This is a genomic window from Paraburkholderia sacchari (genome assembly GCF_000785435.2).
In the GTDB taxonomy this organism is placed as follows: domain Bacteria; phylum Pseudomonadota; class Gammaproteobacteria; order Burkholderiales; family Burkholderiaceae; genus Paraburkholderia; species Paraburkholderia sacchari.
This window is the reverse complement of the sequence record NZ_JTDB02000013.1, coordinates 1-14,916: the sequence shown is the minus strand read 5'-3', so window position 1 is coordinate 14,916 and position 14,916 is coordinate 1. Positions and strand designations below refer to the sequence as shown.

The following is a 14,916-nucleotide window of genomic DNA, read 5'->3' as shown; positions in this document are numbered from 1 at the left end:
ATTTCCGCAAATTAGCGCATTACAAGGCCACCGTCGGCCACCAGCGTCTGGCCGACGATGTAGCTTGCGGCGTTGGAACTGAGAAACGCGACCACCTCGGCAATCTCTTCCGGGCGCCCGAAGCGGTTCAACGGAATCGCGTCGAAAATGGTCCGGGCGATATGGCGCGGCACCTTCTTGACCATTCGGGATTCGATCATGCCGGGAGCTATGGCATTGACCCGGATTCCTTTTGACGCGAGTTCTTTCGCAACCGAGCGCGTGAATCCGGAAATGCCCGCTTTGGCGGCACTGTAGTTGGACTGACCAAAACTCGCCGTCACCCCTGCAACGGAAGTTACGTTCACGATGCTGGCTTGCGTCGCGTGCCTCATCAGTCTCATCATTCCCTGGGTCATGTTGAACGTCCCATGGAGGTTGACGCGCACCACCTCGTCAAACTCTTCGAACGTCATGGTGGAAACCAGGTTGTCCTTATTGATTCCGGCGTTATTGACGAGAACGTCAATGGCTTCGAGGTGCTGCTCCAGTTCGCCGCGCAAGCGCTCGACGTCGTCGCGGTTTGCGACATCGCATTTCGCGATGGTCAATCGTCCTGCGCTTTCGGGTTCGGCCGCGAGCTCGTCGAGACTGGCCTTCGTGTTGTTGTATAGCGCGATCACATTGCTGCCGAGCGCGAGGTATTTGCGACAAATCGCCAAACCGAGGTCGCCGCTGGCGCCCGTCACAACCACGGTCTTACCTTCAAGTTCTGAATAGATGGCCATAATTTTTTGTTGCAGGTTTATTAATCGAGCACAGCCGCCGCGACTGCATGTGATCTGCAATGCGAGATTGTCAAAATGGATGTCTTCAGTTTTTCGAGCCGCATCACCCTGTCGAACTCACCCGAAAATTCGAAATAGGGCTTGCCAAGCGGATCGTGAAGGATTTTGATATCGTGAAAGGTGATGCCGCCGCGAAATCCCGTTCCAAGTGCTTTTACCGCGGCTTCCTTGGCGGCCCAAATACCGGCGAGACGCTCGACATTAGCGGGCTCGGTGTGTTCGAGCATTTCCTGCGCGGAAATCAAACGGCCGACGAATGCTTCGCCGCTGCGCTCAATCGCTTGCGCGATTCGCCCCGTTTCAACGATGTCTATACCAATTCGCATATCTAACGATATACCCCGTGCACTTTATTTGATTTGATGCTGTAGTGACCGCCAACATGGTTTGGTCGTTGTCGCTTTGTTATCGCAAAATGCTTTCCGGCTCAATGCTCAAAAATCTGCCATCCGGAAGCATGCGTGTCATCTGGTGTGAACTACAGCATTGCGCAACTTTAGTCGTTAGATGACCGCAAGAGAATAGGGAATTGTAAATTTCCTGCGATTTGACTCGCGATTTGATTTTCCTCAACAGAAAACTGTCCTTAAAGAGCACCCCCTCACTTAGGAATACGCCCTCGGTGTATCCGCCACAATGCACAAATCGACGTACGCATTGACACCTAATTCACTATCTGAATAAGACGATTCCGGAGATCGATCCCGAGCCTGGCAATAAAGAGAAGAATTAAAAAGATGACTGGATAGTTTGATTTTATTTTTGGAAACCAAAATACGTCAGAAATAACGTCAACCGTTGTAGTAGTTATACTTTTATTTAGGATGTTGAAATATTTATCGCGTGCCAGGGCTGGGAAATACTCGATGCCACGAATGTGGCATCGAGAGCGAGTTATGGCCTCAGATTGCGCTCCTGCGCGCCACCCGAATGCTGCCAATAATCGCGACTAGCCCGACGGGCACAAAAACCAGCGAGCCTATGCAAATCAGCAGCGCGCCGGTACGCACCTTTCCTGCGACCTGCATGATGAATCCGATGATGATGAATGCCCAGACGACCAGGAAGATCGCAAAGAACGTCGCAGCCGGCTGGATGCCAACGTGGTGCAGCAAATACGAGAAGATGCCGACCGACGCCACCAGATTCAAAATCAGACCAACGCCAACAACCCACATGATTCACGCCTCCGGAATGGGTGAAAGTTACACGACAAAGCCCGTCCCACAGACGCGCGGGCCGCGCGAGGCGCCACATTAGCACGCGTGGCCCGTCCGCGCCGGGAACCCGGGTGTTCGGAGCAGCATGACAATGCATCGCGCTCCGGTTCGTGCAGGCAAAAAAAAAATCCGCCCGGTTGACCCGGGCGGATTTCATCCGACATTTTCAGCCAATGGCGAAACATGTTCGCCAGCAGCTTACTCGTCCGTCGTGTGCGGCTGCTCCGGCTGCTCTGCAGCCGGGGTTTCCGGCGTGCCGAACTCGAACGCTTCTTCCGCTGCGATCTGGTCGAAACGTTCGCGATCCGACGACTCCTTCGCACGGCGCGCCTTGTGGAACGCGAGACCCGTACCGGCCGGAATCAGACGGCCGACGATCACGTTTTCCTTCAGGCCACGCAGATCGTCGCGCTTGCCCATGATCGCCGCTTCGGTCAGCACGCGGGTCGTTTCCTGGAACGACGCCGCCGAGATGAACGAGTCGGTCGAGAGCGATGCCTTCGTGATACCGAGCAGCACGTTCTCGTACGTTGCCGGACGCTTGTCTTCCGCGATCATCTTGTCGTTCTCGTCGAGCATGTCCGAACGCTCGACTTGTTCGCCAGGGATGAAGCGCGTATCGCCGTTGTCGGTGATCTGAACACGGCGCAGCATCTGACGCACGATCACTTCAATGTGCTTGTCGTTGATCTTCACGCCCTGCAGACGGTACACGTCCTGCACTTCGTCCACGATGTAGCGCGACAGCGCCTCGATACCCTGCAAACGCAGGATGTCGTGCGGATCGGCCGGGCCGTCCACGATCATTTCGCCCTTGTTGACGACCTGACCGTCGTGGACCAGCACCTGCTTTTCCTTCGCGATCAGGAACTCGTTCTGGTTGCCCTCGAGGTCCGTGATAACGAGACGCTGCTTGCCCTTCGTGTCCTTACCGAACGACGTCGTACCCGTGACTTCCGCCAGAATACCTGCGTCCTTCGGCGAACGTGCTTCGAACAGTTCCGCCACGCGCGGCAGACCACCGGTAATGTCACGCGTCTTCTGCGCTTCGGTCGGGATACGTGCGAGCACTTCACCCACCTGAACCTGCTGACCGTCCTTCACGGTAATCAGTGCGCCGACCTGGAAGCCGATCTGCACCGAGTGCTCCGTGCCCGGGATCTTCACTTCTTCGCCGTTCGCGTCGAGCAGCTTCACCTGCGGACGCACGCTCTTCGAAGCCTGCGAGCCGCGGCGCTTCGCGTCGATCACGACGAGGGTCGACAGACCCGTGACGTCGTCGATCTGCTTGGCCACCGTCACGCCTTCCTCGACGTTCTCGAACTTCACCGTACCGCCGTACTCGGTGATGATCGGACGCGTGAGCGGATCCCACGTCGCGAGCTGCGTGCCGGCCTTGATCTGCGCACCGTCGAGCTGCAGCAGCGTCGCGCCGTACGGCACCTTGTGACGCTCGCGCTCGCGGCCGTGATCGTCGGTGATGATGGCTTCGCCCGAACGCGAGATGACGATCTGCTCGCCCTTCGCGCTCGTAACGTAACGCATCGTCGCCGTGAAGCGGACCGTACCGTTCGACTTGGCTTCCACCGACGAAGCGACTGCCGCGCGCGATGCCGCACCACCGATGTGGAACGTACGCATCGTGAGCTGCGTGCCCGGTTCGCCGATCGACTGCGCCGCGATCACGCCGACGGCTTCGCCGACATTCACGCGCGAGCCACGGCCGAGGTCGCGGCCATAGCACGAAGCGCACAGGCCGTAGCGCGTTTCGCAGGTGAGCGGCGTGCGCACGCGCACTTCGTCGATGCCGAGGCTCTCGATCGTTTCCACCGCGTCTTCGTCGAGCAGATCGCCCGAAGCGTAGATCGTTTCCTGGGTTTCAGGATTGACGACGTCCGCCACCGCAACGCGGCCGAGAATACGGTCGCGCAGCGCTTCGACGACTTCACCGCCTTCCACCAGGGCCTTCATCGCCACGCCGTTCGACGTGCCGCAATCGTCCTCGACGACCACGAGATCCTGCGTAACGTCGACGAGACGACGCGTCAGGTAACCCGAGTTCGCGGTCTTCAGTGCCGTATCAGCCAGACCCTTACGTGCACCGTGGGTCGAGATGAAGTACTGCAACACGTTCAGACCTTCGCGGAAGTTCGCGGTAATCGGCGTTTCGATAATCGAGCCGTCCGGCTTCGCCATCAGGCCGCGCATACCCGCCAGCTGGCGAATCTGGGTGGCGGAACCCCGCGCGCCCGAGTCGGCCATCATGTAGATCGAGTTGAACGATTCCTGACGCGTTTCCTTGCCGTCGCGGTCGATGACCGGTTCCGTCGCGAGCTGCTCCATCATCGCCTTGCCGACCGCTTCCGACGTGTTCGACCAGATGTCGACCACGTTGTTGTAGCGCTCTTGAGCGGTGACGAGACCCGACATGTACTGGCGGTCGTACTCCTTCACCTTCTTCGCGGCTTCGCCGACGATGGTTTCCTTCTGCGGCGGCACGAGCATGTCGTCCACGCAGATCGAAATACCGGCGCGCGTTGCGAGGCGGAAGCCCGACTGCATCAGCTGGTCGGCGAAGATCACCGTTTCGCGCAGACCGCACTTGCGGAATGCCGTGTTGATCAGACGCGAAATTTCCTTCTTCTTCAGCGGCTTGTTCAGCACCGAGAACGGCAGGCCCGGCGGCAGGATTTCCGACAGGATCGCGCGGCCAACCGTGGTCGCGTAGAGCGAGATCTTCGGCACGAATGCCGGTGCGCCTTCCGACTTGTCCTCGTTATGGACCATTTCGGTAATACGCACGTTCACGCGCGAGGCCAGCTCGACTTCCTTGTTCTCGTACGCGCGGAGCACTTCCGACACGCCGGTGAACGTCATGCCTTCGCCCTTGCCGTTGATCGCTTCACGCGTGGCGTAGTACAAGCCCAGCACGATATCCTGCGACGGCACGATCGACGGATCGCCGTTGGCCGGGAACAGGACGTTGTTCGAAGCGAGCATGAGCGTACGCGCTTCCATCTGCGCTTCGAGCGACAGCGGAACGTGAACAGCCATCTGGTCACCGTCGAAGTCGGCGTTGAACGCCGCGCAAACGAGCGGGTGCAGCTGGATTGCCTTACCTTCGATCAGCACCGGCTCGAAAGCCTGAATGCCGAGACGGTGCAGCGTAGGCGCACGGTTGAGCATGACCGGATGTTCGCGGATCACCTCTTCCAGAATGTCCCACACCACCGGCGTCTGGTTCTCGACTTCCTTCTTCGCAGCCTTGATGGTCGTGGCAACGCCCATCGTTTCCAGCTTGTTGAAGATGAACGGCTTGAAGAGTTCGAGCGCCATCAGCTTCGGCAGACCGCACTGGTGCAGCTTGAGCGTCGGACCCACCACGATGACCGAACGGCCCGAGTAGTCCACGCGCTTGCCCAGCAGGTTCTGACGGAAGCGGCCGCCCTTACCCTTGATCATGTCGGCGAGCGACTTCAGCGGACGCTTGTTCGCGCCCGTCATCGCCTTGCCGCGACGGCCGTTGTCGAGCAGCGAGTCAACCGCTTCCTGGAGCATCCGCTTTTCGTTGCGGACGATGATCTCCGGCGCCTTCAGCTCGAGCAGACGCTTCAGACGGTTGTTACGGTTGATGACGCGGCGATACAGGTCGTTCAGGTCCGAAGTCGCGAAACGGCCACCGTCCAGCGGCACGAGCGGACGCAGTTCGGGCGGCAGCACCGGCAGCACTTCGAGCACCATCCATTCGGGCTTGATGCCCGAACGCTGGAAGGCCTCGAGCACCTTCAGGCGCTTCGCGTACTTCTTGATCTTCGCTTCCGAGCCGGTGTTCTTGAGCTCGGTGCGCAGCGTCTCGACCTGTTCGTCGATGTTGATCGCACGCAGCAGCTCGCGCACGCCTTCCGCGCCCATCTCGGCGCGGAATTCGTCACCGTACTCTTCGACCTTGTTGTAGTAATCCTCTTCGGTCATGATCTGCCGCGCCTTCAGCGGCGTCATGCCCGGTTCGATCACCACGTATGCTTCGAAATACAGCACGCGCTCGATGTCGCGCAGCGTCATGTCGAGCACCATGCCCAGACGCGACGGCAGCGACTTCAGGAACCAGATGTGCGCGACCGGCGAGGCCAGCTCGATGTGGCCCATGCGCTCGCGGCGCACCTTCGCCAGCGTGACTTCCACACCGCACTTCTCGCAGATCACGCCACGGTGCTTCAGGCGCTTGTACTTGCCGCACAGGCACTCGTAGTCCTTGATCGGCCCGAAGATCTTCGCGCAGAACAGGCCATCGCGTTCCGGCTTGAACGTACGGTAGTTGATGGTCTCCGGCTTCTTCACTTCGCCGAACGACCACGAGCGGATCTTGTCCGGCGAGGCCAGACCGATCTTGATCGCGTCAAAAACTTCTTCTTGTTGGACTTGCTTGAATAGATCGAGCAGAGCTTTCATTGCCTTCTCTCCGTAGTCCGATTAGTTGCGGTCGAGGTCGATGTCGATACCGAGCGAGCGGATTTCCTTCACCAGCACATTGAAGGATTCCGGCATGCCTGCATCGATCACGTGATCGCCCTTGACGAGGTTCTCATACACCTTCGTGCGGCCCGTCACGTCGTCCGACTTCACCGTCAACATTTCCTGCAGCACGTACGAAGCGCCATACGCTTCGAGCGCCCACACTTCCATTTCACCGAAGCGCTGGCCACCGAACTGCGCCTTACCACCCAGCGGCTGCTGCGTGACGAGCGAGTACGGACCCGTCGAACGCGCGTGCATCTTGTCGTCGACAAGGTGGTGCAGCTTCAGGTAGTGCATGTAGCCCACGGTCACCGTACGCTCGAACATTTCGCCCGTGCGGCCGTCGTACAGACGCACCTGGTTCTTCGACGGCGTCATGCCGAGGTTCTGTGCGATGTCGTCCGGGAACGCCAGATCGAGCATCTTGCCCATTTCCTCTTCGGTCGCACCGTCGAACACCGGCGTTGCGAACGGCACGCCTTCGCGCAGGTTCTTCGCGAGTTCGAGGATTTCGTCGTCGCTGAAGCTGTCGAGGTCTTCCTTGTGGCCCGACTCGTTGTAGATCTTCGTGAGGAACTCACGCAGTTCTGCAATCTTCGTCTGACGCGCAAGCATCTCGCCGATACGCCAGCCCAGACCCTTCGCGGCCCAGCCGAGGTGCACTTCGAGAACCTGACCCACGTTCATCCGTGACGGCACGCCCAGCGGGTTCAGCACGACGTCTGCCGGACGGCCATCGGCCATGTACGGCATGTCTTCGATCGGGACGATCTTCGACACCACGCCCTTGTTACCGTGACGGCCTGCCATCTTGTCGCCAGGCTGCAGACGGCGCTTCACCGCGAGGTACACCTTGACCATCTTCAGCACGCCCGGCGGCAGTTCGTCGCCTTGCGTGAGCTTCTTGCGCTTCTCTTCGAACGCCAGATCGAACTGGTGACGCTTTTCTTCGATCGAGTTCTTGATGGCTTCGAGCTGCGCCGCTGCTTCTTCGTCCGCGAGGCGGATGTCGAACCAGTGGTAGTGGTCGAGGTCTTCCAGGTAAGCCTGGTCGATCTTCGTGCCCTTCGCGAGCTTCTTCGGACCGCCGTTCGCGACCTTGCCCTCGAGCATGCGGGCGAGACGCTGGAACGCGTCGCCTTCCACGATGCGCAGCTGGTCGTTCAGGTCGAGGCGATAGCGCTTCAGTTCATCGTCGATGATCTGTTGCGCGCGCTTGTCACGCGTGATGCCTTCGCGCGTGAACACCTGCACGTCGATGACCGTGCCACTCATGCCCGAGGGCACGCGCAGCGACGTATCCTTCACGTCCGACGCCTTCTCGCCGAAGATCGCGCGCAGCAGCTTTTCTTCCGGCGTGAGCTGGGTTTCGCCCTTCGGCGTGACCTTGCCCACGAGCACGTCGCCCGCTTCGACTTCCGCGCCGATGTACACGATGCCCGACTCGTCGAGACGGCCAAGCTGCACTTCCGCAAGGTTCGAAATATCGCGCGTGATTTCTTCCGGTCCGAGCTTCGTGTCGCGTGCAACGACATTCAGTTCTTCGATGTGGATCGACGTGTAACGGTCGTCCGCAACCACCTTCTCCGAGATCAGAATCGAGTCTTCGAAGTTGTAGCCGTTCCACGGCATGAACGCGATCAGCATGTTCTGGCCGAGCGCGAGCTCGCCCAGATCGGTCGATGCGCCGTCAGCCAGCACGTCGCCGCGCGCAACCTTATCGCCCATCTTCACGATCGGACGCTGGTTGATGTTCGTGTTCTGGTTCGAACGCGTGTACTTGATGAGGTTGTAGATGTCCACGCCGACTTCACCGGCGACGGCTTCATCGTCGTTCACGCGAATCACGATACGGCCTGCGTCGACGTAGTCGACCACGCCGCCACGCAGCGCCTGAACCGTCGTGCCCGAGTCGACCGCAACGGTGCGCTCGATGCCCGTACCGACGACCGGCTTTTCCGGACGCAGGCAAGGCACGGCCTGACGCTGCATGTTCGAACCCATCAGTGCGCGGTTCGCGTCATCGTGCTCGAGGAACGGAATCAGCGATGCTGCAACCGAGACGATCTGCGACGGCGCCACGTCCATGTACTGGATGCGGTCCGGCGTGACCATCAGCGTTTCGCCCGCTTCGCGCGACGAAACCAGTTCGTCGGTCAGCGTGCCGTCGTCAGCCACTGCCGCGTTCGCCTGAGCGATCACGTAACGGCCTTCTTCGATTGCCGACAGGTAGTCGATCTGGTCGGTCACCTTGCCGTCTGCAACCTTGCGATACGGCGTTTCGAGGAAGCCGTATTCGTTCAGGTGCGCGTACAGAGCGAGCGAGTTGATCAGACCAATGTTCGGACCTTCCGGCGTCTCAATCGGGCACACGCGGCCGTAGTGGGTCGGGTGCACGTCGCGGACTTCAAAGCCTGCGCGCTCACGCGTCAGACCGCCCGGGCCCAGTGCGGAAACGCGACGCTTGTGCGTGATTTCCGAGAGCGGGTTGGTCTGGTCCATGAACTGCGACAGCTGCGACGAACCGAAGAACTCGCGAATCGCCGACGAAATCGGCTTCGAGTTGATCAGGTCGTGCGGCATCAGGTTTTCGCTTTCGGCCTGGCCGAGGCGTTCCTTCACTGCACGCTCGACGCGTACGAGACCCGCGCGGAACTGGTTCTCCGCGAGTTCGCCCACGCAACGCACGCGGCGGTTGCCGAGGTGGTCGATGTCGTCCACTTCGCCCTTGCCGTTACGCAGCTCGACGAGGATCTTGATGGTCGCGAGGATATCGTCGTCCTGCAGCGTCATCGGGCCGACGATTTCGTCACGGCCCACGCGGCGGTTGAACTTCATACGACCCACCTTCGAGAGGTCGTACGCTTCTTCGCTGTAGAACAGGCGGTTGAACAGCGCCTCGACCGCTTCTTCGGTCGGCGGTTCGCCCGGACGCATCATGCGGTAGATCGCGATGCGCGCAGCCATCTTGTCGACGGTTTCGTCGATACGCAGCGTCGACGAGATGTACGGACCCTGATCCAGATCGTTCGTATAGAGCGTCTGGATGTCCTTGATCTTCGCCTCGCGCAGCTTGTCGAGCACGCTTTCGGTGACTTCGTCGTTCGCGTTCGCGATGACTTCGCCCGTGTCGCCGTCGACGACGTTCTTCGCCAGCACGCGGCCGAGCAGATAATCTTCGGGAACCGAAATAAACGTGGTCTTCGCGTTTTCGAGGTCGCGGATGTGCTTCGCGTTGATCCGCTTGTCCTTCTGGACGATGACCTTGCCTTCGCGATCGCTAATGTCGAAGCGCGCGACTTCACCACGCAGACGCTCCGGCACGAACTCCATCTGCGCGCCTTCCGGCATCAGCGAGAAGTTGTCGAACACGAAGAAGTTCGCGAGGATCTGTTCCGGCGTGAGACCGATGGCCTTCAGCAGGATCGTGACCGGCATCTTGCGGCGACGGTCGACGCGGAAGTACAGCACATCCTTCGGGTCGAACTCGAAGTCGAGCCACGAACCGCGGTAGGGAATGATACGTGCCGAGAACAGCAGCTTGCCCGAGCTGTGCGTCTTGCCCTTGTCGTGTTCGAAGAACACGCCAGGCGAGCGGTGCAGCTGCGAGACGATGACACGCTCAGTGCCGTTGATGACGAACGAGCCCGTAGGCGTCATGAGCGGAATTTCGCCCATGTACACTTCCTGCTCCTTCACTTCCTTCACGACCGGCTTGCTCGGCGATTCCTTGTCGAGCAGAACGAGACGCACCTTGGCACGCAGCGCCGAACAGTACGTGAGGCCCCGCTGCTGGCATTCCTTGATGTTGAATGCCGGCGGCGAGAGCATGTAGCTCACGAACTCTAGACGAGCAAAGCCGTTATGGGAAACAATGGGAAAAACAGACGAAAACGCAGCCTGCAGACCTTCCGGTTTGCGTTGTGCGGTCGCCGTTTCTGCTTGCAGAAACGTGCTGAATGATTCAAGCTGGGTAGCCAGCAGGAAAGGAACTTGGTGAACGATGGGGCGTTTCGCGAAACTCTTGCGAATACGCTTCTTCTCGGTGAAGGAATATTGCATACGATCTCCGAATCACGGCGGGTAGGACGACCCGAGTGTTCACCGACTGAGACCCGATGGCTGCGCGAGCCCTGGAAGCTTGGTGGTTGGCCTCTACCAACCGCTGGCTGACGGCAGCGGATACCGGCTTGTCATAACTTGCCCGCTGCCCGACCAAACTTGCCTTCTGCAGTCGCTTCAGAAGACAAAGAGAAGCGTCGTGCGCCCGCGGGTTTTCACCCGGCGAAAGACGTTTTTCTTTGGCTTCTAGGTCCCGCATCCCGCCCCCAATTCTCAAAAATCGAGCACAAAAACGCAGTCTCCACAAAGCACAAAAAGGCCGGCGGTGTAAAAACCGCCAGCCTTCGCACAGCGCACTGAAACTTACTTGATTTCAGCCTTCGCGCCGGCTTCTTCCAGCTTCTTCTTCGCTTCTTCAGCAGCAGCCTTGGGCACCGCTTCCTTCACGGGCTTCGGTGCGCCGTCGACCAGGTCCTTCGCTTCCTTCAGGCCGAGACCCGTCAGTTCACGAACGGCCTTAATGACCGAAACCTTGTTCGCGCCGGCTTCGAGCAGGTTGACCGTGAATTCGGTCTGCTCTTCAGCCGCAGCAGCAGCGCCGCCGCCTGCCGGGCCAGCGACTGCCACAGCAGCTGCCGACACGCCAAACTTCTCTTCGAATGCCTTGACCAGTTCGTTCAGTTCGAGAACCGACATCGAGCCAACGGCTTCGAGGATGTCTTCTTTTGCGATTGCCATTTGAAATTACTCCAGATTTGAATTCGGAAACAGCTAGCGATCTTCGCTCGCTCTTGCTTGTTCGACTGCCTGAAATCAGGCAGCTTCTGCTTGCTTCTTCTCTGCCAGCGCGGCGAGAGCACGCGCGAAGCCGGAGACAGGAGCTTGCATAACGAACAGCAGCTTCGAGAGCAGTTCTTCGCGGCTCGGGATGTTGGCCAGCGCTTGCACGCCTGCCACGTCCATCACCTTGCCTTCGTAGGAACCAGCCTTGATGACCAACTTGTCATTGCTCTTTGCGAAGTCATTGACGACCTTCGCAGCAGCAATTGCATCTTCCGAGATGCCGTAGATCAGGGGGCCAGTCATCTGCTCTGCCAGCGGAGCAAACGGGGTACCTTCGACAGCGCGACGCGCCAGCGTGTTCTTCAACACGCGCAGGTACACCTGCTGCTCGCGCGCTTTCGCGCGCAGCTTGGTCAGATCGCCAACCGCGATTCCACGATACTCGGCCAGCACCATGGTCTGAGCCTTCGCGACTTGCGCGGAGACTTCAGCCACGACGGCCTGCTTACCTTCTTTGTTCAGTGGCACGGTTAACCTCCAGATTCGACACCCAACGCTCTCGCGCCAAGTGCCGCGTTCAACAACGGCGACCGACCAGTCCGGAGTAAATCAGCTTGCATCGTCAGGCGTTGCCGCCTGCCTTGCTCACATCAACACTTCAAAACCTTTTCGGGTTCGCCATCTGCGTTGGCTTGCATTAAGGAAGCACCCAACTACTGCGCCTCCACCAACGGTCTTTGACAACCGGTCGTGCGATGCAAACTGCCATCTCACAACCGCCCAAAGCCCTTTAAATCCGCGCTGCGATCTGCAGCAAAATTCGTTCCAGACCTCAGCGCGGCAAAACTGTTGCGACGCTTATTGCGGCAATCAGGCAGCCAGCGACGACTGATCGACGCGAACGCCGACGCCCATCGTGCTCGAGACAGCGATCTTGCGCAGGTACACGCCCTTGCTCGTGGCCGGCTTCGCCTTGGTCAGCGCTTCGAGGAGCGCGTCCAGGTTGCTGCGCAGCGCGGTCGGCTCGAACGATGCACGGCCAATGGTCGCGTGAATGATACCGGCCTTGTCGACACGGAATTGCACCTGACCAGCCTTCGCGTTCTTGACTGCGGTAGCGACGTCCGGCGTCACGGTGCCGACCTTCGGGTTCGGCATCAGGCCGCGCGGGCCGAGGATCTGGCCGAGCGTACCGACGATGCGCATCGTGTCCGGCGAAGCGATCACGATGTCGAAATTCAGGTTGCCGCCCTTGATCTGTTCGGCGAGGTCTTCCATGCCGACGATCTCTGCACCAGCAGCCTTGGCTTGCTCAGCCTTCTCGCCCTGTGCGAACACAGCGACGCGAACCGACTTACCCGTACCTGCGGGCAGCACAACCGAACCGCGAACGACCTGGTCCGACTTCTTGGCATCGATGCCAAGCTGGACTGCGACGTCGATCGACTCGTCGAACTTCGCCGTGGCGCATTCCTTCACGAGCGACAGTGCGTCGCCGATCGGGTACTGCTTCTGGCGGTCGATCTTGGCTGCGAGTGCCTTTTGACGCTTCGAAACCTTAGCCATTTACACGCCCTCCACGACGATGCCCATCGAGCGGGCGCTACCAGCGATCGTGCGGACCGCTGCATCCATATCGGCTGCCGTGAGGTCCGGCATCTTGGTCTTGGCGATTTCTTCGGCTTGCGCACGCGTGATCGTAGCGACCTTGTCGGTGTGCGGCTTGGCCGAACCCTTGTCGACCTTCGCTGCCTTCTTGATCAGAACCGTAGCCGGCGGCGTCTTCAGGACAAACGTGAAGCTCTTGTCCGCGAATGCCGTGATGACGACCGGAATCGGCAGACCCGGTTCCATCGCTTGAGTCTGCGCGTTGAACGCCTTGCAGAACTCCATGATGTTCAGGCCGCGCTGGCCCAGTGCCGGACCGACCGGCGGCGACGGGTTGGCTTTACCTGCAGGAATCTGCAGCTTGATAAAGCCAATGATTTTCTTTGCCATGTTGAAAAAACCTCATTGGAACGCGTGAGCGTTCAGGTGAGTGATAGCGCGCTTTCACCGCAATCTTCGCTGTGCCAACTACCGGGCACATCCGCCGGACTTGACTACTGGCGCTCCTCTACGGTCATAACGCGGACCGTAAGCGCGGAAAAACGGACCGCACCAAAGATGCGATCCGTCGTATTCGATTTACAGCTTTTCGACCTGACCGAATTCGAGTTCGACTGGTGTGGCGCGACCAAAAATGGTGACGGAGACCCGGACGCGCGATTTTTCGTAGTTGACTTCTTCGACGCTGCCGTTGAAATCCGTGAAAGGACCCTCCTTCACACGAACCATCTCGCCGACTTCGAACAGGGTCTTGGGGCGCGGCTTCTCAACGCCTTCCTGCATCTGCGACATGATCTTTTCGACTTCGCGCGGCGAAATCGGGCTCGGGCGATTGCGCGCCCCGCCGACAAAACCGGTCACCTTTGCCGTGTTCTTCACGAGGTGCCACGTTTCGTCCGTCATTTCCATCTCAACCAGGACATAGCCCGGGAAGAAACGACGTTCGGTCACCGATTTGTGACCGCCCTTCACCTCGACCACTTCTTCAGTCGGAACGAGAATCTGGCCAAATTTGTCCTGCATGCCGGCACGATCGATGCGCTCCTGAAGCGCACGTTGCACGCTCTTCTCCATGCCGGAGTAGGCGTGCACCACATACCAACGTTTTCCGCTCGGGGATGCCGGTGTATCGCTCATATCATTTCCAACCCAGAATCGCCGAGAAAATCACCCACTCAATGGATTTATCGCAAACCCAGAGGAAGATGGCCATTACCAGCACAAAACCGAAGACCACCAAAGTCGTTTGCGTGGCCTCTTTGCGGGTCGGCCAGACGACCTTGCGAACTTCCTTGTACGAGTCTTTGGCAAACGCGATGAAGCTCTTGCCGGGCGCGGAGAGAAGACCGACTACCACCCCCGCGATCACGCCCACTGCGAGCGCTGCACCGCGGACATACCACTCCTGGCTACCGAGCCAGTAGAACCCTACGAACCCGGCCACAACCAACAATACACCCGCCGCAAGCATCAGCTTGTCGCTGGAAGTATTAACAGTTTCGACGGAAGGATTCGCCATAACACCTTAAAGAACAACGCGCCGAAGCGCGAGAAGTTGGCAGGGGCAGAGGGAATCGAACCCCCAACCTTCGGTTTTGGAGACCGACGCTCTGCCAGTTGAGCTATACCCCTAAACCATTTTGGGGTTGGCGGCATCGCCAACCCCGAAACCACTCAGTCGATCAACGAGACTGGCAAAAACTTACTCGATGATCTTTGCAACCACGCCGGCGCCGACGGTACGGCCACCTTCGCGGATTGCGAAGCGCAGACCTTCTTCCATCGCGATCGGAGCGATCAGCTTCACCGTGATCGACACGTTGTCGCCCGGCATCACCATTTCCTTGTCCTTCGGCAGCTCGATCGAGCCCGTCACGTCCGTCGTACGGAAGTAGAACTGC

The 14,916-nt window shown here is 59.3% G+C and carries 12 protein-coding genes and 1 tRNA gene; all 13 read right to left on the bottom strand.

Going from position 1 to position 14,916, the window contains the following annotated elements:
- Positions 1-11 precede the first annotated feature (11 nt).
- Positions 12-767: a 3-oxoacyl-ACP reductase FabG gene (fabG, locus tag NH14_RS29595; RefSeq protein ID WP_035534630.1), complete on the bottom strand. Its 756-nt coding sequence runs from the start codon at positions 765-767 to the stop codon at positions 12-14.
- A gap of 20 nt (positions 768-787) precedes the next feature.
- Positions 788-1,153 carry a holo-ACP synthase gene (gene acpS / locus NH14_RS29590; RefSeq protein ID WP_035534633.1) on the bottom strand — a complete coding sequence of 122 codons (366 nt, stop codon included), beginning with the start codon at positions 1,151-1,153 and terminating at the stop codon, positions 788-790.
- 576 nt (positions 1,154-1,729) lie between these two features.
- Positions 1,730-2,005 (bottom strand): hypothetical protein, encoded by a 276-nt coding sequence (locus tag NH14_RS29585; RefSeq protein ID WP_035534636.1) that lies wholly within the window; start codon positions 2,003-2,005, stop codon positions 1,730-1,732.
- A gap of 240 nt (positions 2,006-2,245) precedes the next feature.
- Positions 2,246-6,496 carry a DNA-directed RNA polymerase subunit beta' gene (gene rpoC / locus NH14_RS29580; protein WP_035534638.1) on the bottom strand — a complete coding sequence of 1,417 codons (4,251 nt, stop codon included), beginning with the start codon at positions 6,494-6,496 and terminating at the stop codon, positions 2,246-2,248.
- A 21-nt stretch (positions 6,497-6,517) separates the two neighbouring features.
- Positions 6,518-10,624, bottom strand: a complete 4,107-nt coding sequence (gene rpoB / locus NH14_RS29575) for a DNA-directed RNA polymerase subunit beta (protein ID WP_035534640.1) — start codon at positions 10,622-10,624, stop codon at positions 6,518-6,520.
- 363 nt (positions 10,625-10,987) lie between these two features.
- The gene (gene rplL / locus NH14_RS29570) at positions 10,988-11,362 is read right to left on the bottom strand and encodes a 50S ribosomal protein L7/L12 (protein ID WP_027821097.1); all 375 of its coding nucleotides are present in this window, start codon (positions 11,360-11,362) and stop codon (positions 10,988-10,990) included.
- 75 nt (positions 11,363-11,437) lie between these two features.
- Positions 11,438-11,935: a 50S ribosomal protein L10 gene (rplJ, locus tag NH14_RS29565; protein WP_035534644.1), complete on the bottom strand. Its 498-nt coding sequence runs from the start codon at positions 11,933-11,935 to the stop codon at positions 11,438-11,440.
- Positions 11,936-12,277: 342 nt separating this feature from the next.
- Positions 12,278-12,973 carry a 50S ribosomal protein L1 gene (rplA, locus tag NH14_RS29560; protein WP_035534645.1) on the bottom strand — a complete coding sequence of 232 codons (696 nt, stop codon included), beginning with the start codon at positions 12,971-12,973 and terminating at the stop codon, positions 12,278-12,280.
- A complete protein-coding gene (rplK, locus tag NH14_RS29555; protein WP_027821100.1) occupies positions 12,974-13,405 on the bottom strand; it encodes a 50S ribosomal protein L11 in 432 nt (143 codons plus the stop codon).
- Between the two features lie 189 nt (positions 13,406-13,594).
- Entirely contained in the window at positions 13,595-14,152 is a 558-nt protein-coding gene (gene nusG / locus NH14_RS29550) for a transcription termination/antitermination protein NusG (RefSeq protein ID WP_027821101.1), read from the bottom strand.
- A 1-nt stretch (position 14,153) separates the two neighbouring features.
- Positions 14,154-14,534 carry a preprotein translocase subunit SecE gene (gene secE, locus NH14_RS29545; RefSeq protein WP_028222169.1) on the bottom strand — a complete coding sequence of 127 codons (381 nt, stop codon included), beginning with the start codon at positions 14,532-14,534 and terminating at the stop codon, positions 14,154-14,156.
- 37 nt (positions 14,535-14,571) lie between these two features.
- A tRNA-Trp gene (locus NH14_RS29540) sits at positions 14,572-14,647 on the bottom strand.
- A 70-nt stretch (positions 14,648-14,717) separates the two neighbouring features.
- On the bottom strand, positions 14,718-14,916 hold a 199-nt coding region (locus NH14_RS29535; protein WP_168727168.1), incomplete at its 5' end, for an EF-Tu C-terminal domain-related protein.

Coding starts and splice junctions, on each gene's coding strand:
- fabG (WP_035534630.1), bottom strand. CDS start 767: ATGGCCATCTATTCAGAACTTGAAGGTAAGACCGTGGTTGTGACGGGC.
- acpS (WP_035534633.1), bottom strand. CDS start 1,153: ATGCGAATTGGTATAGACATCGTTGAAACGGGGCGAATCGCGCAAGCG.
- NH14_RS29585 (WP_035534636.1), bottom strand. CDS start 2,005: ATGTGGGTTGTTGGCGTTGGTCTGATTTTGAATCTGGTGGCGTCGGTC.
- rpoC (WP_035534638.1), bottom strand. CDS start 6,496: ATGAAAGCTCTGCTCGATCTATTCAAGCAAGTCCAACAAGAAGAAGTT.
- rpoB (WP_035534640.1), bottom strand. CDS start 10,624: ATGCAATATTCCTTCACCGAGAAGAAGCGTATTCGCAAGAGTTTCGCG.
- rplL (WP_027821097.1), bottom strand. CDS start 11,362: ATGGCAATCGCAAAAGAAGACATCCTCGAAGCCGTTGGCTCGATGTCG.
- rplA (WP_035534645.1), bottom strand. CDS start 12,973: ATGGCTAAGGTTTCGAAGCGTCAAAAGGCACTCGCAGCCAAGATCGAC.
- rplK (WP_027821100.1), bottom strand. CDS start 13,405: ATGGCAAAGAAAATCATTGGCTTTATCAAGCTGCAGATTCCTGCAGGT.
- nusG (WP_027821101.1), bottom strand. CDS start 14,152: ATGAGCGATACACCGGCATCCCCGAGCGGAAAACGTTGGTATGTGGTG.
- secE (WP_028222169.1), bottom strand. CDS start 14,534: ATGGCGAATCCTTCCGTCGAAACTGTTAATACTTCCAGCGACAAGCTG.